Origin of the sequence: Curtobacterium sp. MWU13-2055 (assembly GCF_023242305.1) — a bacterium.
Classification (GTDB): Bacteria; Actinomycetota; Actinomycetes; order Actinomycetales; family Microbacteriaceae; genus Curtobacterium.
Map to the genome: position 1 here is coordinate 1 of NZ_JALLIO010000006.1, position 20,350 is coordinate 20,350.

16 protein-coding genes are annotated in these 20,350 nt (G+C 70.8%); 9 read left to right on the forward strand and 7 right to left on the reverse strand.

Annotated elements, in window-relative coordinates; genetic code table 11:
• Positions 1 to 77 precede the first annotated feature (77 nt).
• Complete coding sequence (locus tag M4960_RS12895) at positions 78 to 1,010, forward strand: biopolymer transporter Tol (RefSeq protein ID WP_248704448.1); 933 nt, start codon at positions 78 to 80, stop codon at positions 1,008 to 1,010.
• A gap of 86 nt (positions 1,011 to 1,096) precedes the next feature.
• Here the strand turns inward: M4960_RS12895 and M4960_RS12900 are convergent, their stop codons facing one another.
• The 5 genes from M4960_RS12900 to M4960_RS12920 all read right to left on the reverse strand — a co-directional run bounded on the left by M4960_RS12900 (position 1,097) and on the right by M4960_RS12920 (position 6,694).
• Entirely contained in the window at positions 1,097 to 1,774 is a 678-nt protein-coding gene (locus M4960_RS12900) for an ABC transporter ATP-binding protein (RefSeq protein WP_111084468.1), read from the reverse strand.
• Positions 1,775 to 1,908: 134 nt separating this feature from the next.
• Positions 1,909 to 3,468 carry an ABC transporter permease gene (locus tag M4960_RS12905; RefSeq protein WP_173169330.1) on the reverse strand — a complete coding sequence of 520 codons (1,560 nt, stop codon included), beginning with the start codon at positions 3,466 to 3,468 and terminating at the stop codon, positions 1,909 to 1,911.
• Between the two features lie 129 nt (positions 3,469 to 3,597).
• A complete protein-coding gene (locus tag M4960_RS12910; RefSeq protein WP_165918794.1) occupies positions 3,598 to 4,308 on the reverse strand; it encodes a glycosyltransferase in 711 nt (236 codons plus the stop codon).
• The gene (locus M4960_RS12915; protein ID WP_248704449.1) at positions 4,305 to 5,660 is read right to left on the reverse strand and encodes a bifunctional PIG-L family deacetylase/class I SAM-dependent methyltransferase; all 1,356 of its coding nucleotides are present in this window, start codon (positions 5,658 to 5,660) and stop codon (positions 4,305 to 4,307) included. Before M4960_RS12915 ends, M4960_RS12910 begins: the two co-directional genes overlap by 4 nt.
• On the reverse strand, positions 5,657 to 6,694 hold the full coding sequence (locus M4960_RS12920; RefSeq protein WP_248704450.1) for an acyl-CoA dehydrogenase family protein: 1,038 nt from the start codon (positions 6,692 to 6,694) through the stop codon (positions 5,657 to 5,659). Before M4960_RS12920 ends, M4960_RS12915 begins: the two co-directional genes overlap by 4 nt.
• A 104-nt stretch (positions 6,695 to 6,798) precedes the next feature.
• On the opposite strand from M4960_RS12920, the gene M4960_RS12925 reads away from it, so the two are divergent.
• The 4 genes from M4960_RS12925 to rplL all read left to right on the forward strand — a co-directional run bounded on the left by M4960_RS12925 (position 6,799) and on the right by rplL (position 10,271).
• Complete coding sequence (locus M4960_RS12925) at positions 6,799 to 7,539, forward strand: response regulator transcription factor (RefSeq protein ID WP_017888661.1); 741 nt, start codon at positions 6,799 to 6,801, stop codon at positions 7,537 to 7,539.
• Entirely contained in the window at positions 7,536 to 9,056 is a 1,521-nt protein-coding gene (locus tag M4960_RS12930) for a HAMP domain-containing sensor histidine kinase (protein ID WP_248704451.1), read from the forward strand. The genes M4960_RS12925 and M4960_RS12930 overlap by 4 nt, the downstream gene beginning before the upstream one ends.
• A 267-nt stretch (positions 9,057 to 9,323) precedes the next feature.
• Complete coding sequence (gene rplJ, locus M4960_RS12935) at positions 9,324 to 9,839, forward strand: 50S ribosomal protein L10 (RefSeq protein ID WP_123292121.1); 516 nt, start codon at positions 9,324 to 9,326, stop codon at positions 9,837 to 9,839.
• Positions 9,840 to 9,890: 51 nt separating this feature from the next.
• A complete protein-coding gene (gene rplL / locus M4960_RS12940) occupies positions 9,891 to 10,271 on the forward strand; it encodes a 50S ribosomal protein L7/L12 (RefSeq protein WP_017888664.1) in 381 nt (126 codons plus the stop codon).
• Between the two features lie 135 nt (positions 10,272 to 10,406).
• On the opposite strand, the gene M4960_RS12945 is transcribed toward rplL, so the two are convergent.
• Entirely contained in the window at positions 10,407 to 11,333 is a 927-nt protein-coding gene (locus M4960_RS12945; protein ID WP_173169334.1) for a hypothetical protein, read from the reverse strand.
• A 186-nt stretch (positions 11,334 to 11,519) separates the two neighbouring features.
• Positions 11,520 to 12,944, reverse strand: a complete 1,425-nt coding sequence (locus M4960_RS12950) for an amino acid permease (protein WP_248704452.1) — start codon at positions 12,942 to 12,944, stop codon at positions 11,520 to 11,522.
• Positions 12,945 to 13,103: 159 nt separating this feature from the next.
• Here M4960_RS12950 and M4960_RS12955 point away from each other — a divergent pair, with 159 nt between their 5' ends.
• From M4960_RS12955 to M4960_RS12970, 4 genes are all read left to right on the forward strand, one after another.
• A complete protein-coding gene (locus M4960_RS12955) occupies positions 13,104 to 14,978 on the forward strand; it encodes an ABC transporter ATP-binding protein (protein WP_123938778.1) in 1,875 nt (624 codons plus the stop codon).
• A 316-nt stretch (positions 14,979 to 15,294) separates the two neighbouring features.
• Entirely contained in the window at positions 15,295 to 17,535 is a 2,241-nt protein-coding gene (locus tag M4960_RS19785; RefSeq protein ID WP_248704454.1) for an adenylate/guanylate cyclase domain-containing protein, read from the forward strand.
• On the forward strand, positions 17,532 to 18,965 hold the full coding sequence (locus M4960_RS12965; RefSeq protein WP_248704455.1) for a mechanosensitive ion channel domain-containing protein: 1,434 nt from the start codon (positions 17,532 to 17,534) through the stop codon (positions 18,963 to 18,965). The genes M4960_RS19785 and M4960_RS12965 overlap by 4 nt, the downstream gene beginning before the upstream one ends.
• A 10-nt stretch (positions 18,966 to 18,975) precedes the next feature.
• Positions 18,976 to 20,340: a cystathionine beta-synthase gene (locus tag M4960_RS12970; RefSeq protein WP_123938636.1), complete on the forward strand. Its 1,365-nt coding sequence runs from the start codon at positions 18,976 to 18,978 to the stop codon at positions 20,338 to 20,340.
• The last annotated feature ends 10 nt before the right edge of the window (positions 20,341 to 20,350 follow it).

A 20,350-nucleotide genomic window follows, 5' to 3' on the forward strand; every position in this document is an offset into this window, starting at 1 on the left:
GGCGAACATCGCCGGGAATCTGTCGCTTTCGCGTACCGGTCCGTGCCGCCGGAACACGACACGGCAGGATGGGGCGCATGAGTGGAGCGCGCGGGCGGCAGCTGCTGCCAGGACAGACCAGCCGGGTGCACGTGTACGACCTCGAGTCGCGGACATCGCGGCTGGTGTTCGAGTCGAGGACGGTGCTCGTCGAGGCGCCGAACGTGCTCGACGACGGCACCCTGGTGCTGAACGGGAACGGCGACCTGTGGCTGCTGCCGCTCGCCGACGGCGCACAGGTCCTCGACGAGACCGCGCTCGTCCCGGTGCCGATGCCCGGCGTCCCCGAGATCAACAACGACCACGTGCTCGACCCCTCGGGCAAGTCGGTCGTGGTGAGCGGCCGCGACGGGGACCTGTACCGGGTGCCCGTGCCGGCCGGGGGAGCGGCCGCGACCCTCACCGACGTCACCACCGCGCTGCCGGTCGTCCGGAAGTTCTACCTGCACGGCATCGCTCCGGACGGGGAGACCCTCGCGGCGATCGTCGGGGAACGCACCGAGGCGGGCGTCTGGACCACCGACGTCGCACTCGTCGACCCCGCCACCGGCGACCCGACGTTCCTGACCCGCGACGAGCACCCCGACGACGGTGTCTCGTTCGCGGGCGAGATGCTCGTGTGGAACTCGGAGCGGTTCACGCCGGGCACCGCGCAGCTCGTCGCGCTCTGGCCGGGGGCGACCGACCCGGTCCGGATCACGAACGACGACCGGGTGAACTGGTTCCCGCACGTCTCGCCGGACGGGGAGCACCTGCTCTACCTGTCCTACGAGCCGGGCGTGCAGGGCCACCCGGCCGACCACCGCGTGGAACTGCGGCGGCTGCCCGGGGTGCTCGTCCGCGGCGCCCGGATGATGCCGGTGCCGGAGACCCTCGTCGTGCTCGACGGCGGCCAGGGCACGGTCAACGTCCCGCCGTGGTCCCCGGACTCCCGCTGGTTCGTCTACTGCGACTACCCCGTGGCGCCGTAGCCGCCGCGAGTCCACGCGCTGAGCGACAGTCCACGCGCCCGGTGGCCCGTGGACTGTCGCTCAGCGCGAAACGTCGGCGGAGCCCCTCAGACCTCGCGCACCTGCCCCTGCTTGAGGTGCAGGCGACGCTCGGCCCGCTTCGCCACCCACGAGTCGTGCGTGACGATGACGACCGTCAGCCCGCGTTCCTTCCACTGCTTCTCGATGAGCCCCATGATCTCGTCGCGGGTGCCCTCGTCGAGCGCGCCGGTCGGCTCGTCCGCCAGCAGGACGCTCGGGTTCTTCACCAGGGCACGGGCGATCGCCACGCGCTGCTGCTGCCCGCCGGAGAGCTCGGCCGGCAGGTGCTCCATCCGCTCGCCGAGCCCGACCTCGCGGAGCGCTGCCGTGGCCCGCTCGCGGATCTCCGAACGTGCCCGGTTCGCGAGCGACCCCGCGAACGCCGTCTCGACGTTCTCGAGCGCCGTCAGCGTCGGGATGAGGTTGAAGCTCTGGAACACGAAGCCGATCTCGGTCGCCCGCAGGTCGGTCAGCGCACGGTCGCCGAGCTTCGCCACGTCGCGGTCGCCGCCGAGGTGGATCGAGCCGGCCGTCGGCCGGTCGAGCGCCCCGAGCATCTGCAGCAGCGTCGACTTTCCGCCGCCGGTCGGCCCCTGGATCGCCACGAGCTGTCCCTGCGGGATCGTCAGGTCCACGTTCGTCAGGGCGGTGACGGTGCGGTTCTTCTGCTTGTACGTCTTGCTGACGTTGGTCAGCCGGTACATCGGACTGGAGGCGCGGCTCGCCTCCGCCTGGCCGGGTGCGGTGTCGGTGCTGGTCACGGTCACTCCTTCTGGTCGCGTGCTCGGGGTCGGTGCGGGGCCGGCGGTCGGCACCGCGCCCGTGGCGGGGCCGGGCATCAGGCCACGCTCCGCAGGGCCTCGGCCGGACGGAGCTTGCTCGCGCGCCAGCCGCCGAGTGCGCCGGCGATGAGGCCACCGAGGATCGCGAGGCCGATCGCCAGCAGGATCACCTCGACGGTCACCGGGGCGTGCAGGACCACGTCGGTCGTCGACGCGGTGCTCGCGCCGCCGCCGAAGCCACCGGCCGGGGCACCGCCCGTCGTGCCGCTGCCCGCGGCCGCGGTCGCCGCGCCACCGGGCATGGCACCGCCGCCACCCGCGCCGCCGCCACCGGTCGTGCTCGAGGCGCTCGCCGAGATGGTCGGGCTGATGATGTTCACCACGAGGATGCCGATCAGACCAGCTGCTGCGCCGAGGACACCGCCGATGAGGCCCTGCACGAGCGACTCTCCGGCGACCTGCCGGGTGATGCGGCCGTTCGACCAGCCGATGGCCTTGAGGGTGCCGAACTCGCGGGTGCGCCTCGTGACGCCGGAGATCGTGAAGAGGATCGCGATGAGGAACGCCGCCGCCAGCACCACGATCGACAGCCAGGTGCCGAGGTTCGAGACGAGGCTCGACGCGGTGCTCAGCGAACCGGAGACGCTCGACGCCAGGTCGGACTCGGTGGAGACCGTGGCGGTGGTGAGCTTCTGCTGCAGGGCGGTCTTGATCGCGCTGACGTCCGACGAGGACTCGGCGGACACGTAGATCGAGGTGACCTTGCCGTCGAGGTCCGCCAGTGCCTGCGCGGTGTCGAGGGGGATGTAGGTGTTCGAGCCGGTCGTTGACGACGAGCCGGTCGAGGTGACGATGCCGATCACCTCGAAGTCGGTGCCGCCGATGTCGACGGTGTCGCCGACCGCCTTCGACTCGCTCTTCGCGTAGGACGCGTCCAGCACGACGACGTCCTTGCCCGCGTCCTTCGCGGTGAACGTGCGGCCCTTGGTGAGCTCGGTGCTGGTCAGGGGGCCGACGGCGTCGCCGGAGACCGGGATGCCGGTCACGGTGAACGAGTCGACGTTGAACGAGCCGCCGCCGAAGCCGCCGCCCTGGCCGGAGTCGCCGCTCGGCGGGCCCTGCTGGGTGGAGCTGTCCGTGCTGCTGCTGTCGGAGCTGCTGCTGTCCGTGCTGCTGCCGTCGGTCGACTGCTGGACCTGCCCCGAGAACGTGCTGTTCTCGAGGGTCAGGACACCGGTCGCCGCCTTGACGCCGTCGGTGCCCGTCACGGTCGTGAGGTTCGCGGCGCTGAGCGTGCTCGTGCCACGGGCGACGGCGAGCCGTGACTGCGACAGGTCGGTCGAACCGCTGCTGTCGCTGTCGTCACCGCTCTGGCTGCCGAAGTCGAAGCTCGGCCGACCGGAGCCCGAAGCGCTCGGGGTCGTCGTCTTCGTGACGGTGATGTCGGTGCCGACGCCGTACACGGACTGCAGGACGCTGGACTGGGCCGCCTTCACGCCGCCCGCGATCGAGGACACGATGACCACGAGGGCGATGGCCAACGCCATGCCGATCGCGATGATGACGGTCTGCTTCTTGCGGTTCGTGAGTTCGCGCCTGAGGTACGTCAGGAACATGGTTCTCCTCGGTGGTGGCCGGCTGGGGTCACCGGCCGCGCAGAGCGCACGGCGGGGCCGACGGAGGAGAACGTAGGCAGCCGGTCAGTGGCCGCCCCATCGGCAGCCTATGAGCTGTCTAAGGGGCCCTCAGCTCGCGTCGCCGTACTCCCGGCGCAGGTGCTCCGCGTAGCCGCCGGGCGTCCGGCCGGCGAACCGACCGCTCGTCACCACCGGCAGGTCGACCGTCGCATCGACGCGGAACCCCATCGCGTGCGCCCGCTCGACGAGCCGGACGTCCTCGTGCTCGGGGACGGGGTCGAACCCGCCGAGCGCCAGGTACGCCGATGCCAGCACGCCGAGGTTCGCGCCGTGCACGTGCCCGAGCGCGGCACCGGGCGGGTGCGCCTGCGTCCACCGGGCGAGCACGACGGGGTCCAGGTCGTCCGGGTCGGGGACGACGGCGCCGACGAGCACGTGCGCCCCGGACCGGAGGGCGTCGGCCTGCTGGACCAGCCAGCCCTCCGGCACCCGCGAGTCCGCGTCGGTGTGGGCGAGCCAGCGGGACGCCGGGTCGGCAGGATGCTGCCGGAGCGCGTGCGTGGCCCCGATGGTGCGCGCCCGACCGACGCCGACGTGGGCGGTCGCGACGACGTCGACGGGGAAGCGCTCGACGACCGTCGCCGTGTCGTCGGTGCAGCCGTCGAGCACGACCGTCACCGAGACCGCCACGTCGGGGTGCTCCTCGGCGAGTCGGGCGCGGGCGGCGAGCAGGGCGTCGAGGCAGGCGGCGATGCGGTCTTCCTCGTCGTGGGCGGGCAGCACGACGTCGATCCGCGTGACGCCGGAGGGCGCGGTCACCGGACGAGTCCCTCGGCCCGTGCGACCGACATCACGCCGGGGCCGGGCAGGACGCTCAGCACGAAGTCCGGTTCGACGTGGCGGACGAGCGCCGGTCGTGGCCACCGTTCCGCGAGCCGGGCGTCCACCGCGTCACCGCTCGACACCGCCTCGTCGTCGGGGTGGCGCCAGTGGCAGGCGACCAGCACGCCGTCGTCGTCGAGCGACGCCAGCACCCGGTCGATCGTCTCGTCGAGGTCATCGGGGGACAGGTAGTAGCCCACCTCGGACATCACGACGAGGTCCCACCGACCCGCCGGCCACTCGGCGGGCAACGAGGCCTGCACGAACCGGGCCCCCGGCGCACGGACGGCAGCCCGGGCCAACGGTGCGGCCGAGATGTCGGTGCCGAGCACGGCGTCGGCCCGTTCGGCGAGCGCTGCGGTGAGGACGCCCGTGGCGCAGCCGAGCTCGAGCGCGGACCGGTACCGCTCACGGGGGAGCGCGGCGAGCGTCACCGCCCGCTTGCGGCGTTCGTACCAGGAGCGCTCGAAGTCCCAGCCTTCCGGCTTCCGCTCGTAGTGCGCGTCGAACGACTCCCGCGAGCGCGACGCCGTCGGCTCCGGCACGAAGAACCACTCGGTCGACCGCAGGTGGTGCGCGGCGTGCCGGTCGTCGACGATCGCCTCGTCCCCGGCGGCACCGGACAGCGGGCGGACCTGCGAGGCGTAGGCGTCGAGGGCGGCGCGCTTCCGCTCCCGGACGGCGTCGGCCAACGGCAGGACCCGAGCTCGGTCCCACGGCTGCGCCGACACCGACGGGTCGTCCCAGTGCCACGCCCAGATCGGGTACGTCAGCAGCGACACCTCGTCGGCCTCGGCCGTGACCGCTTCGGCGACCTCACCAGCGATGCGGTGGTCCCGGTGACCGTCCCCCCGCCACGGCGCCACGACGAGCGTCGGTCGCACCGCGTCGTCGAGCGCTCGCCGCAGGGCGTCGGTGACCTCGTCCCGGTGCTCCCGCGTCCCGCCGTCGGGGATCCCGACCGACGACGCCGTCGCCCCGGGGTGCAGCGTGGCGAGGGCCCGGGTGAACTCGTCGTCGCGCATGGTGGCCAGCTCGGACGCCGTCGTGGTGGGGGAGTCCGGGTGCGAGCGCTCGCCGCGGGTGAGGAGCACGACGTGGGTGGGGAGTCCCGCATCGGCTGCGGTCGCGATGAGCCCGCCGGCACCGAGGGTCTCGTCGTCGGGGTGCGGCGCGAGGACCACCACGGAGCCGATGCCGTCCAGATCGAGGGGTGCGGCCGAGAGCGCGTCGAGGAACGGCGTCCACGCCGCGGGGTCGGTGCCCGGCTCGCGGTGGTCGAAGCTCACCACGCGACACCGCCGCGCTCCGTCACGATGCGGCCGATCCGGGCGAGGTCACGGGCCCCGTGGTCCTGCAGCACGTAGAGCTCGAGGTCGGCGACCCGTGCCGCGACCGCGGGGTCCGAGGTCAGGGGAGCCGGGCCGACGGTGGCGACGACCCGCTCGCGCACGGCGTCCACCGCTCGGCGCACCCGGGAGCGCACCGTCTGGGCGAGCAGCGGCCAGTCGACCTCGGCGGCGTCGGGCTCCGCGGAGCGGTCGATCCGCGCGGAGGCGTCGGCGAGGGCGTCCTCGGCGTCCGCGAGGTCGAGCACGGTCGCACCGAGGGCGGCCTGCAGCAGTTCGGACTCCGGGTGGGCCGCGGCCAGCGCGCGCAGGACCCTGCCGAGGCCCACCGCACCGCCCCACCAGCACGCGGCGACGCCGATGCCGCCCCACGCGAAGCCCGGTCGCCGCAGGTACCAACCGGGTGCGCCGACGAGCCGTGCCGTGGCGCCGTCGAAGTCCACCGGGCCGCTCGGCACGTCGGGCATGCCCCGGGCGACCCAGGCCTCGTCGTGCGGGGTGACGCCGTCCTGTCGCAGGTCCACGGCGACGAGGACACGGTCGTCGCCGGCGTGCGCGGTCACCAGCGCGTGCGACAGCGTCGACGCGAGGGAGCACCACGGCTTCGTGCCGGTCAGGATCGCCGTGCCGTCGTCCTGGAGCGCGGCCTCGAGGCGGAGTCCCGGGCACTCGGCGGCGAAGACGCCCCAGGTCGAGTCGGCGGGGACCGGCACGTCGGCCTGCTGCAGGATGCCGAGCGCGTCGAGGTGGGGTTCGACGGTGCGGGCGGTCGCGACGTCGCCCGCGGCGACGGCGGCGAGTGTGGCGAGGAAGCCGCCGGCGGTCCCCGCGGACAGGAGCGGGGTGGTGGCGGCGAGTGTGCGCGCGGCCGTCAGACGGTCTGCCGGGCTCGAGCCGGGCCTCCCGGCCGTCTCCTCGATCCCCGCGGTGTCGACGTGCCTGGCGGACGGTGGCCAAGCGGAGGATCGCAGCATCCCCCCAACCTACGAAGGAGCGGCCGAGTGCCCTCGGAGCGATCCACAGAGCGCGGAGGGGCGGTCCACAGACAGCTCATAGGAATTCCTCGATACTCGAAGACGTGACCATCTCCCAGCCTGCAGCAGCCCCGCGCCTCACGCGTGCCGACGGAACCCCGTTGCGCATCCTGGTCGTCGACGACGAAGCCAGCCTCACCGACCTGTTGTCCATGGCGCTCCGCTACGAGGGCTGGGACGTGAAGAGCGCGAACGGCGGGCAGGACGCCCTGACGACGGCGCGGGAGTTCAAGCCCGATGCGATGGTGCTCGACGTGATGATGCCGGACCTCGACGGCCTGCAGGTGCTCAGCCGGCTGCGGCAGAACAACGACGACACCCCGGTGCTGTTCCTCACCGCGAAGGACTCGGTCGAGGACCGCGTGACCGGGCTCACCGCCGGCGGCGACGACTACGTCACCAAGCCGTTCTCCCTCGAAGAGGTCGTGGCGCGACTGCGGGGCCTCATCCGCCGCTCGCAGATCTCGATCTCCGAGGCCGGCGACTCCCGCATCGTCGTCGGCGACCTGGTGCTCGACGAGGAGTCGTACGAGGTGCACCGTGCCGGCCGGCCGATCGAGCTGACCGCCACCGAGTTCGAGCTCCTCCGCTTCCTGATGCGCAACCCCCGTCGCGTGCTGTCGAAGGCGCAGATCCTGGACCGCGTGTGGTCGTACGACTTCGGCGGCAAGTCCTCGGTCGTCGAGATCTACATCTCCTACCTGCGCAAGAAGATCGACGCCGGCGAGACCCCGATGATCCACACGGTGCGCGGCGTCGGGTACGTCATCAAGCCCACCTCGTGACCCTCCGGCGTCGGCTCGTCCTGAGCATCGTCGCGCTCGTCGTCGCCGTCAGCGCGGTGATCGGCGCGGTGAGCATCATCGCGCTCTCGTCGATCCAGACGGGTGCGATCGACAAGCAGATCACCAGCGCCACCCACCGTGCGCAGCGCTACCTCGAGCAGAACCAGAGCGGGCAGCCGAGCATCGACCTGTCCCGTCCGTCGGGGCAGGCCGCGGGGACCCTGACCGCCTACTTCGTGGACGGGCAGGTCGTCATCGCGAACGTCCTCGACGACTACGGGCGACCGAGCTCCATCACGCAGTCGAGTGCCACGGCCCTCGGCCAGGTGCGCGTGGGCGGCGACCCGGAGACCGTCGACCTCGGTTCGGACATCGGGCGCTACCGGCTCACCGCCGTCACCGTCGGTCCCGCCGTCCTGGTCGTCGGACTGCCGATGGCCCCGGTCTACGCCAGCGTCTGGTCGCTGTTCTGGGTGGTCGTCATCGTCGTCGGCACCGCGCTGCTCGCCGCGTCGATCGTCGCCGCCGTCGTGGTCCGGCGTTCGCTCCGCCCGCTCGAGCGCGTCGCCGAGACCGCCTCGACCGTGGCCCGGATGCCCCTCGACCGCAGTGACGCCCTGGACGGCGTCCGCGTGCCCGACACCGACCCCCGCACCGAGGTGGGCCGGGTCGGCAGCGCCTTCAACCGGATGCTCGGGCACATCGGCAGCGCGATGCAGGCCCGGGAACGCTCGGAGCAGAAGGTCCGGCAGTTCGTCGCGGACGCCTCGCACGAGCTCCGCACCCCACTCGCCTCGGTTCGCGGGTACGCCGAACTCACCCGTCGGATGGGCGGTGACCTGCCGAAGGACGTCGTCTACGCCATGAGCCGCATCGAGTCCGAGTCGATCCGGATGACGTCGATGGTCGAGGACCTGCTGCTCCTCGCCCGCCTCGACGAGGGGCGCGAGATCCAGTTCGACGAGGTCGACCTGACCGGCCTCGTGCTCGACGCCGTCAACGACGCCCACGCAGCATCGCCGGAGCACGTCATCGAGATCGACGTGCCGTCCTCACCCGTCGTGGTCGTGGGGGACGCCGCGCGCCTGCACCAGGTGATCGTGAACCTCGTCACCAACGCCAGGACCCACACACCAGAGGGCACTCGCATCACCGTGGGTCTCGCGCCGTCGCCGTCCGGCCCCGGCGTGGACCTGACCGTGCGGGACACCGGCCAGGGCATCGACCCGGAGTTCCTGCCGAAGCTGTTCGAGCGGTTCGCCCGTGCCGACAGCTCCCGGTCGCGCACCGTGGGGTCGACAGGGCTCGGGCTCGCGATCGTGGACGCGGTCGTGCAGGCGCACGGCGGCAGCGTCGAGGTGGCGAGTGTGCCGGGCGACACCGTGTTCACGGTGCACCTGCCGGTGGATCCGTCGGCCGCGTCGGAGTCGGGGTCGGCCGCGTCGGCCGCGTCGGCCGCTGCTGCGGTGTCCGCTGATTGGTCGGGGACGCCCGCTGCGGTGGACGCGACCCACTGACGCTGGGGAGGCGCGGGGCGGGCCCCCGCACCGCGCCTCCAGACCGGTGTTTGGTCTCGTCCACGGCATCTGCTACTGTTCTCGAAGCCAAAGACCGCCGGATGTCGTGCTGCTCGCAGCGTGACCGAAGGTCCTCACTCGTGAGGCATCCCGCGCAGGTGTTCCGAACCACTCCCACCATCTGGTGAGAGCAGCTCCGAGCCTCTGCGCCGGAGCTTTTTTCGTTCGTGGACCTGGGGCTACCGGCAAGAAACCCCAAGGAGAACCATGGCGAACAAGGAAGCTGCGGTCGCCGAGCTCACGGAGTCCTTCCGTAGCTCGAACGCCGTTCTGCTCACCGAGTACCGCGGTCTCACGGTCGCGCAGCTCAAGGAGCTCCGCAACTCGATCCGTGAGCACGCCACGTACGCCGTGGTGAAGAACACGCTGACCAAGATCGCGGCGAACAACGCCGGCATCTCCTCGTTCGACGAGGAACTCGCCGGTCCGTCCGCTCTCGCCTTCGTCCACGGTGACACCGTCGCCGTCGCGAAGTCGCTGCGTGCATTCGCCAAGGCGAACCCCGAGCTCGTGGTGAAGGGCGGTTACTTCGACGGTAACCCGCTCACCGCGACCGAGGTGGACAAGCTCGCCGACCTCGAGTCCCGTGAAGTTCTGCTCGGCAAGCTCGCCGGCGCCTTCAAGGCCTCGCTGTTCGGTGCTGCGTACCTGTTCCAGGCCCCCCTCTCGCAGGCCGTCCGCACCGTGGACGCCCTTCGCGAGAAGCAGGAGTCCGCGGCCTGATCAGGCTCGCGTTCCACAACCACACGTATTACTGAGTAGTAGGAGAAAATCATGGCGAAGCTTTCGCAGGACGAGCTCATCGAGGCCTTCAAGGAGCTCACGCTCATCGAGCTCTCGGACTTCGTGAAGAAGTTCGAAGAGGTCTTCGAGGTCACCGCTGCTGCCCCGGCCGCTGCTGCCGCTCCGGCCGCCGCTGCCCCGGCCGAGGCCGCTGAGGAGAAGACCGAGTTCGACGTCATCCTCAAGTCCGCTGGTGACAAGAAGATCCAGGTCATCAAGGAGGTCCGTGGCCTGACGTCGCTCGGCCTCGGTGAGGCAAAGGCGCTCGTCGAGACCGCCGACGCCAAGATCCTCGAGGGTGCGAACAAGGAGACCGCCGACAAGGCGAAGGCGACCCTCGAGGCCGCTGGCGCCACGATCGAGCTCGCGTAGTCTCGACCGTTCGGTTCACGAAGGCCGCTGCCCCTCGGGGTGGCGGCCTTCGTCGTGCGCGACCTTTCGCGCTGAGCGACAGTTCGCGGGTCGCCGGTGGCGTGAGGTGTCGCACAGCGCGTGAGATCGCACTGCTCAGAAAGATATGCCGTGCGAGCGGAAGAGCGCGCGGAGGCGATCGGGCTCGACCAGGTGCCACCAGGTGACGCGGATGACGGCGCGGACGATGGGGAGCGCACGGAGCCGGTCTTCACGTCGTTTCTCGGCCCAGAGCACGTCCGCAGGATCGCGCCCCCGCAGCATGGACGGGTCGACGTACTTCTGTCGCCCGTCGAACTCGACGATCACGCCCAACGTCGGGAACCAGAAGTCGACGCGGTCGACGGTGCCGTCTCGGTGTCGGAACTCGGCCTGTGGCTCACACGGCGGGAGTCCGAGCTGGACGAACCGGATCGCGGCGAACGACTCGCCGACCGACTCGTGTCGAGCGTCCAACGCAGCGAGCACGGTCTCCGCACGCACGGATCCGCGCGCTGGACGGATCGGGACAGACCGGCGGAGGTCGTCGCGAGCGATCGCTCCCTGCCGGACTGCCGCATCGACGGCGACCGCTGCGGTGTGGGGTGCACTCGAGGTGATGAGCGCGAGCGCGGTGTCGAGTGCGGCGGTGACCGGCACACCGTCGAAGGCGACCGAGTCGTTCAGGGGCGGCCCTGGGCAGGGGTGCCGGACGAGACCTGCTCGGTGCTGGATCGACGGGACCGCCGGGTCGATGACGTGGACGCGATCTGGAGCGGTCCCGACCAGCGGCCATCCGTGCATCAATGCGGCGGTGACGTGCGAGAACACCGACCCGACTCGGAGCCGTGGAGCGATCGCCCGTGCGCGAGCGAGGTGCTGGCCGACAGGGCTGAGGGCCTCCCATTCGTCCGCTGGGATGTACACGCCAGCGAGCAGGCGGACGAGTGTGCCCGACGCATGCTTGCGTTGCAGGAGTCTTGCGTTCGCCGGATCCAGTGCTGTCGCCCGGAGCAGGCGTGGCCGGTGGGTGCTCTCGTTCATGCCGTGATGATCGTCGAGGCGGTCCGTGCCGTGTCTGCCCGTCGGACACCTGTGGACCTGGAGCCCCGGCGCCGTCCCTGTGGAGGAATGAGCCAGCATCGAGTTCACGGGCTCAGCGACGTCTCACGGGCAGTGGGACGCGTGAACTGTCGCTGGGCCCGCGAAGTCGCCGGAGGGCGGCGCGGGTCAGCGCAAGGTGCTGTGGCGGCGGCCGTAGGCCAGGTAGAGCACGGCGCCGACGACCATCCAGATGCCGAAGGCGATCCACGTCGTTGCGCCGAGGAACACCGCCAGGAGCACGCAGCTCAGGGCGCCGAGGATCGGCACGACGGGGAAAAGCGGGACGCGGTACGAGCGCTCGAGGTCGGGCTGCGAGCGACGGAGCACGATGACCGACACGTTGACGAGCGCGAACGCGACGAGGGTCCCGATGCTGGTGGCGTCGGCGAGCTCGCCCAGCGGGACCAGGGTGGCGACGATCGTGACCGCGATGCCGATGATCAACGTGTTCGCAATGGGGGTGCCGGTGCGCCGGGAGACCCGACCGAAGACCTTCGGGACGAGGCCGTCGCGGGCCATGGTGAGCAGGATCCGGGTCTGACCGTAGAGCACGGTCAGCACGACGCTCGCGATCGCGATCACCGCGCCGATCGAGAACACCAGCGCGACGAGGGGCTGTCCGGTGACGTCGACCACGATGCGGACGAGCGAGGCCTCGGACGACGAGAAGTCCGTCCACGAACGGGCACCGATCGCGGCGATGGCGACGAGGATGTACAGCGCCGTGATGAGCGCGATCGAACCGATGATCGCCCGGGGGAGATCGCGGCGCGGGTTCTTCGCCTCTTCGCCGGCGGTGGAGGCGGCGTCGAAACCGATGTACGAGAAGAAGAGCCTGGACGCGGCGGCGGTCACCCCGGCGGCACCCATCGGCGCGAGCGGTTCGAAGTTCTGCGTCTGGAAGGCCGTGAAGGCGACGACCACGAAGAACACGAGCAGTGCGATCTTCACGACGACCATGACGGTGTTCACCCAGGCGCTCTCGCGGGCACCGGGGATCAGGACGACGGTGGCGAGCAGGACAAGGACGGCCGCCGGCAGGTTCACGACGCCGCCGTCGCCCGGAGGCGCGGACAGTGCTGTCGGCAGGTGCAACCCGAACACGCGCAGGGTCTCGTCCACGTACTCGCTCGCGCCGACCGCGACCGCGGCCACCGAGACGGCGTACTCGAGGACGAGGCACCATCCGCAGACCCACGCGATGCCCTCGCTCATGGTGGCGTAGGTGTACGAGTAGCTCGACCCCGAGGTCGGGACGGCTCCGGCCATCTCGGCGTAGGACAGTGCCGAGAGCAGGGCCGCGATCCCGGCGACGACGAAGGAGATCCACACGGCGGGACCCGCGAGCGGCACGGCCGTGCCGAGCACCACGAGGATGCCGGTCCCGAGGGTCGCGCCGACGCTGATCATCGTCAGGTGCCAGACACCGAGCGACCGGCGGAGCGGTTCGCCGTTGACCCCGACGGCCGCCTCGGACTGCAGTTGCTCGATCGGCTTGCGGCGGGCGAGCTGCTGGCGGAGGGACGTGGGACGGGACGGCGCGGACGTCATGGGACCTCGGTGGTGCGGGGGCGGGGACGGCACATGCTCGCACGCCCCCTGAACGGGGTCAAATACGGCCGTCGGACTGCACCGCGGAACGGCGGTCGTCGGGCGCGCGCCGATGTCCGACCGCGGGGATACGGTTGCTGCATGAGCATGGGCGGCGGGATGCGCGGGGGCGGCGGTGGCGGTGGTCCGCGCGGCGGCGGCCGGATCTCCAGCGGTGACTTCCGTGCGCAGAAGGCCGCCAACGCGGAAGCGCCGAAGATCCCGCACCTGGTGAAGCGGATCGCCGGGCTGTTCGTCCCGCACCGGCGGTCGATCATCCTGACGGTCGTCCTCGTGCTGATCGGTGCTGCGATCTCGGTGATCCCGCCGCTGTTGACGCAGCAGGCGTTCGACCGGGGCCTGTTCCCACCCTCCGGCAGCCCCGACGTCCCGGTGCTGGTCGAGCTCGTGTCGGCGATGGTGTTCCTCTGGATCGCGAGCGCCGGGGTGGGTGTCTGGCAGACCTACCTGACGGCGACGGTCGGCAACAAGGTCATGGGCGCCATGCGGATGCGCCTGTTCGGGCACCTGCAGCGCATGGAACTCGCGTTCTTCACCCGCACGAAGACGGGTGTCATCCAGTCCCGCCTGCAGAACGACGTCGGCGGCGTCGCGAGCGTGCTGAACAACACGATCTCGTCGGTGCTCGGCAACACCGTCACGGTCATCGCCGCCATCGTCGCCATGCTGCTGCTGAGCTGGCAGATGACCCTGGTCGCGGTCGTGCTGCTGCCGTTGCTCGTCATCGCGCAGCGTCGGGTCGGGCAGGTCCGTGCCCGCATCGCCGGGCAGACGCAGGAGTCGCTGTCCGACATGACGGCGATCACGCAAGAAGCACTGAGCGTTTCCGGCATCCTGCTGGCCAAGAGCTTCAACCAGCAGCGCAGTGAGACCCGCCGCTACGGGGACGAGAACCGCAACCAGATCCAGTTGCAGGTCCGCCAGCAGATGTCCGGGCAGTGGTTCTTCGCGATCGTGCAGATCTTCCTGTCGATCATCCCGGCGATCATCTACCTCGTCGCGGCCTGGCTGATCATCGGCGACGTCCCGATCACCGCCGGCACCATCGTCGCGTTCACGACGGTGCAGTCGCGCCTGCTGTTCCCGACGGTCGGACTGCTCCGGGTGGTGCTCGACCTGCAGACCTCCGGAGCGCTGTTCGCTCGGATCTTCGAGTACTTCGACCTGAAGCCCGCGATCACCGACTCGCCCACGGCGAAGCCCGTCGACGACACCATGGTCGGTCACGTCGCGTTCGACGACGTGACGTTCACGTACCCGGACGGCGAGGCCGACAAGCCGACGCTCCGCGGGGTCTCGTTCGACCTCCGACCCGGGCAGTTCGCCGCCTTCGTCGGTCCGTCTGGTGCGGGCAAGACCACCGTGTCGTACCTGGTGCCACGGTTGTACGAGGCGACCGAGGGTTCCGTGCGGTTCGCCGGACAGGACGTCCGCGACCTCGTGCACGAGGACCTCATGCGCCACGTGGGGATCGTCAGCCAGGAGACGTACCTGTTCCACGCGACGATCGGCGACAACCTGCGCTACGCCAAGCCGGACGCCACCGACGACGAGGTCGAACGGGCGGCACGCGCGGCGAACATCCACGACACGATCGCCTCGTTCCCGGACGGCTACGACACGGTCGTGGGGGAACGTGGGTACCGACTGTCCGGCGGCGAGAAGCAGCGGATCGCGATCGCGCGGGTGCTCCTGAAGGACCCTCCCGTGCTCGTGCTCGACGAGGCCACGAGCGCGCTCGACTCGATCTCGGAGCGCGTGGTGCAGACCGCGCTCGACACCGCCGCCGCGGGGCGCACCACCATCTCGATCGCGCACCGGCTGTCGACGATCCGGGACGCCGACGTCATCTTCGTGCTCGACCACGGGCGGATCGTCGAGCAGGGCACGCACGACGAACTCCTCGCGCTCGACGGCACCTACGCGCTCCTGCACCGGCAGCAGAACACCCCGGCAGACACCGTCGAGCGCTGAGCCGGCCGGCCGGCGCCAGCGCGCACAGACCGACTGGTGCCAGCGTGCGCGGCGCGTGCGCGGAACGGACAGGTGACCCGACGGCGGTCGGGAGGCCCGTGACCGGCCCGCAGCGCGCCTCCCGTCCGACCGCCCGCGTCTCCAGCCCGCGTCTCCAGCCCGCCGTCTCCAGCCCGCCCCGCGACAGGTGTCGCGAACGCAACCACCGAGGTCACGAAGCCGCAACGAACGTCGGATACCTGACACGAGTGTTGCTCGCGTGGTACCTGTGGTTGACGCGCACGCGTGCACCCTGCCCTCCTGAGCGGAGTTCGAAGTGACTGCAGTCCCACCGACGTCCGACACCAGCAGCCCCGGTCCCGACCCGATCCCCCCGGCGACGGACGCGCAGACGGGCGGTCCTCGCGTCGTCGAGGACGCACCGCGCAGGAAGGGCAAGCTCCGGGCGTTCCTGACGAGCGGCTCACTCGACATCCAGTCGAAGCTCCTGGTGATGCTGCTCGCCGTGAGCATCATCGCGGCGCTGGTGGTCGGCGTCGTCGGGTACCTGAACGGTCGTGCCTCGCTCGAGAACGCGGCGCTCAACCAGGTGACGTCGCTGCGCGAGGCGCGGATCACCGAGCTGAAGCGGTCGTTCGACCAGTTCACGCAGACGGTCGTCGCGCAGACCCGCAACGAGAGCGTGATCGGCGCGACCAAGGCGTTCTCGGCCGGGTGGGACGACCTGCGCGACCGTCCGGTGTCCGACGCCGACCACACGAAGGTCGACGCCTGGTACGCGGACACCTTCGTCCCGCAGCTCGACGCCCGGAGTGGCGGCTCGGCGAACCCGGACCAGTTCGCGCCGACGACCGATCCGCAGGCGTACCTGCAGGCCCGGTACACGGCGCCCTTCGACGACTACGACAAGGCCGCGCAACTCGACGACGCCGGTGACGGCAGCAAGTGGTCCGAGGCGCACGCCGAGTACCAGCCGTACTTCCGCCAGGCGGTCGAGTCCGCCGGCTACGAGGACCTGCTCCTCATGGACACCGACGGCGACGTGACGTACTCGACCTACTCCGGGGCGGACCTCGGTTCCAACCTGCGGGACGGCCCGTACCGGGACTCGAACCTGGCGAGCGGGTACGAGCAGGCGCTGCAGCTGACCAGTGCGGACGACTTCGTGGTGACGGACTTCGCCCGGTACGCACCGAGCCTCAACGTGCCGACGCTGTGGGTGATGTCCCCGGTGGGGGAGGACGGCAAGATCATCGGCGTGATGGCCGTGCAGGTGCCCGTGGACCTCATCAACCAGGTCATGACGGGCAACCAGGACTGGGCCGACGACGGGCTCGGCGACACGGGGGAGTCGTACCTGGTGGGGGCGGACCACCTGATGCGGTCCTACCCGCGCCAGCTGCTCGAGCACCCGAAGCAGTACCAGCGCGACGTGATCGCCGCGGGGACCGCACCCGGCACGGCCGCGCGACAGATCGCCGTGAAGGGGTCGGTGCTCCTGCAGGAGGTCAACACCACCCCGGTCAGCCGGGCACTGCAGGGCAAGTCGGGCACGGTGATCTCGAACGACTACCGGGGCAAGGAGGTGTTGTCCGCGTACGCGCCGCTCGAGGTGGACGGCCTGCGCTGGGTGGTCGTAGCGCAGATGGACACCGCTGAGGCCTTCGCACCGGTGAACGACTTCGCCCGGAACATCGGGTTGTCCCTGGTCGCCATCATCGTCCTGGTGAGCCTGCTGTCGCTGCTGCTGGCGCAGGTCTTCGTCCGCCCCATCCGCCGACTGCAGACCGCGGTGAACCGGGTCAGCAGCGGCGATCTCGGCGTCGAGGTGAAGACGAAGGCCGGTGACGAGATCGGTGACCTCGGGCTCGCCTTCAACGACATGAGCCGGAGCCTGCAGGTGAAGCAGGACCTGCTCGACGAGCAGCGGCGGCAGAACGACACCCTGCTCCTGACGCTCATGCCGGAGGAGGTCGCCCGGCGGTACAAGCAGGGCGACGAGACCATCGCCTCGGACCACCAGGACGTCGCGGTGGTCTACGCGGACATCATCGGGTACGACGACTTCGCCGCCGGCCTGACGGCGGAGGAGTCGCTGTCGCTGCTCAACGACCTGTGGCGGTCCCTCGACGAGGCCGCTGGTCGGCACGGCATCGAGCGGGTGCGCACGACGCGCAGCGGCTACCTGGCCAGCTGCGGTCTGAGCGTGCCCCGCGTCGACAACGTCCGGCGGGTGGTCGACTGGGCGGAGGAAGCACAGGGTGCGCTCGAGCGGTTCAACGCCCAGCACGGTTCGAAGGTCGGGCTGCGCGCGGGCATCGACACCGGCCAGGTGACGAGCGGTCTGGTCGGTCGTTCCAGCATCGTCTACGACATGTGGGGCGATGCCGTCAGCCTGGCGTACCGGGTCCAGGGCATCGCGCCCGCGCCCGGGGTGTACGCGACGCAGCGGGTGATCGACAAGCTCGGTGACCGCAGTGGCGTGCAGGACGTCGCGACGGTGCAGACCCAGACCGGACCGCAGAAGGTCTGGAAGCTCGAGCGGGTGGCGTCGTGATCGCCTTCTGGGAGCAGGCGTGGTTCTGGCCGTCGATCAGCGTGATCGTCGGGTTGCCGCTCCTGCTGCTCCTGCTGACCGAGGTGCAGTCGAGCCTCGAGCGTCGGCACAACCCGATGTCGAAGGTCGTCGCGCTGCTGCGCAACGCCGTCGTCCCGGTCATCGCGATCCTGGTCCTGTCGGTGCAGGTGACCGACGCGGTCGACCCGGGTCGGCCGGTGGTCAGCCAGGTCATCGCGACCGTGCTCGGCTTCCTGCTGATCGTCTTCGTGCTGAACGGGCTGAACATCCTGATGTTCACGAACGCTAGGAAGGGGACGTGGCGCGAGAAGATCCCGTCGATCTTCGTCGACATCGCCCGCGTCATCCTGGTGGCGATCGGCCTCGCGGTGGTGTTCCGCATCGTGTGGGGGACCGACATCGGCGGCATCTTCACGGCGCTCGGGGTCGGGTCGTTCGTGATCGCCCTCGCGTTGCAGACCGCCGTCGGGCCCATCGTCGCCGGCCTGTTCCTGCTGTTCGAACAGCCGTTCCGCCTCGGCGACTGGCTCGACATCGGCGGCACGCGCGGCCGGGTGGTCGAGGTCAACTGGCGATCGGTGCACGTCGACACCGGCGAGGGCATCCTGATCACCCCGATCGGATCGCTGGCCGGGGCGTCGTTCACGAACCTCAGCCGCACCGGTGGCACGTTCCCGGTGTCGACCGACGTCACGTTCACGACGGACGACCCACCCGCCGCCGTGGTCGCCCTGCTCGAGCGGGTCGCCAGCGGTCTCCCGCAGCTGTACACCGGGACGCGACCGAAGGCGGTGCCGGCGGGCGGTGCGGCGTACACGGTGTCGTTCCAGGTGCGCGGCCCGTCCCAGGAAGCCGAAGCGCTCGCCCAGTTCCGGATGTGGCTCTGGTACGCCGCTCGTCGCGCCGGACTCGGGCTCGACGGCGACACCACCGACGACTTCGTGACGGACGCCCGCCGCGACGAGGCGCTCGCGGCCATCGCCGCGACGCTGTACCTGAGCGGGGACGACAGCGTCGCACTCGCCCCGGTGGTGCGCCTGGAGCGTTACGCCGCCGGCGAGGTCATCCACCGGGTGGGGACCGTGCCGGACGCGGTCCGGTTCGTCCTGTCCGGCAGCGTGGACCTCCGGGTCCCGTTCGAGGACGCCGAGTTGCCGGCGACCCGCGTCGAGGCCGGCGACTACGTCGGACAGACGGCGTTGACCCGGGAGGCGCTGCTCACGACCGCCACGGCGCTCACCGAGGTCTCGGTGCTGGTCATCCCCGCCACGGCGCTCGACCAGATCGTCCGGTCCACCCCGGCGCTGGCGCGCGACATGGGCGACGTGATCGACCGTCGACGCTCCGAGGTGTCCGCAGCGGTGTCCGCGCACGTCGCATCCCAGCAGAACGCGGTGACGGCGTCCTAGACTCGGGCCCGTGCGTTACGCGAACTCCGTGGTCGACCTCGTCGGCGACACCCCGCTCGTCAAGCTCAACCGCGTCACCGAGGGGGTGCGCGCGACCGTCCTGGTGAAGGTCGAGTACCTCAACCCCGGTGGGTCGTCGAAGGACCGCATCGCCACGCGGATCATCGACGCGGCCGAGGCCTCCGGTGACCTGCGACCCGGCGGGACGATCGTCGAACCCACCTCGGGCAACACCGGCGTCGGGCTGGCCCTCGTCGCCCAGCAGCGCGGCTACCGGTGCGTGTTCGTGCTGCCGGACAAGGTCGGCGAGGACAAGCGCAACGTCCTGACCGCGTACGGCGCCGAGATCGTCGTCACGCCGACCGCGGTGCCGCCGGAACACCCGGAGTCGTACTACTCCGTGTCCGACCGGCTCGTCCGCGAGATCCCCGGCGCCTACAAGCCGAACCAGTACGCCAACCCGAACGGGCCGCGCAGCCACTACGAGACCACCGGTCCGGAGATCTGGCGCGACACCGAGCAGCAGATCACCCACTTCGTCGCGGGTGTCGGGACGGGCGGCACCATCTCGGGCACCGGGCGCTTCCTGAAAGAGGCATCCGACGGCCGTGTCCGCATCGTGGGGGCCGACCCCGAGGGCTCGGTCTACTCCGGCGGCACCGGCCGGCCGTACCTGGTCGAGGGTGTGGGCGAGGACTTCTGGCCGACCGCGTACGACCCCGAGGTGCCGGACGAGATCATCGCGGTGTCGGACGCCGACTCGTTCGCGATGACCCGTCGCCTGGCGCGGGAAGAGGGCCTGCTCGTGGGCGGGTCCAGCGGGATGGCGGTCGTCGCAGCGCTGCGGGCCGCCCGCGACCTGACCGAGGACGACGTCGTCGTGGTGCTGCTGCCCGACGGCGGTCGCGGCTACCTCGGCAAGATCTTCAACGACCGGTGGATGCGCTCGTACGGCTTCGCCGAGACCGACGAGGCGCGCACCGTCGGGTCGCTCATCGCCGGCAAGGACGGCCGTCTGCCCGACCTGGTGCACGCGCACCCGGCGGACACCGTGCGCGAGGTCGTCGACATCATGACCAAGTACGGGGTGTCCCAGATGCCCGTGCTCAGCGCCGAACCGCCGGTCGTCATCGGCGAGGTCATCGGGGCCGTCGCCGAGAAGGACCTGCTCGAACAGGTCTTCACCGGTGCCGCGAAGATGACGGACGCCCTGACCGGTTTCGTGGGCGAACCGCTCCCGTTGATCGGCGTGGGCGAGTCCGTGTCCGCAGCGCGTCGAGCCCTCGAGACGGTGGACGCCCTGCTCGTCGTCGAGGACGGCAAGCCGGTCACGGTCCTGACCCGCCACGACCTCCTGACCTACCTCTCCGAGTAAGGAACGCAGC

Coding starts and splice junctions, on each gene's coding strand:
- rplJ (WP_123292121.1), top strand. CDS start 9,324: ATGGCGAACAAGGAAGCTGCGGTCGCCGAGCTCACGGAGTCCTTCCGT.
- rplL (WP_017888664.1), top strand. CDS start 9,891: ATGGCGAAGCTTTCGCAGGACGAGCTCATCGAGGCCTTCAAGGAGCTC.
- M4960_RS12895 (WP_248704448.1), top strand. CDS start 78: ATGAGTGGAGCGCGCGGGCGGCAGCTGCTGCCAGGACAGACCAGCCGG.
- M4960_RS12945 (WP_173169334.1), bottom strand. CDS start 11,333: ATGAACGAGAGCACCCACCGGCCACGCCTGCTCCGGGCGACAGCACTG.
- M4960_RS12920 (WP_248704450.1), bottom strand. CDS start 6,694: ATGCTGCGATCCTCCGCTTGGCCACCGTCCGCCAGGCACGTCGACACC.
- M4960_RS12905 (WP_173169330.1), bottom strand. CDS start 3,468: ATGTTCCTGACGTACCTCAGGCGCGAACTCACGAACCGCAAGAAGCAG.
- M4960_RS12955 (WP_123938778.1), top strand. CDS start 13,104: ATGCGCGGGGGCGGCGGTGGCGGTGGTCCGCGCGGCGGCGGCCGGATC.
- M4960_RS12900 (WP_111084468.1), bottom strand. CDS start 1,774: ATGTACCGGCTGACCAACGTCAGCAAGACGTACAAGCAGAAGAACCGC.
- M4960_RS12950 (WP_248704452.1), bottom strand. CDS start 12,944: ATGACGTCCGCGCCGTCCCGTCCCACGTCCCTCCGCCAGCAGCTCGCC.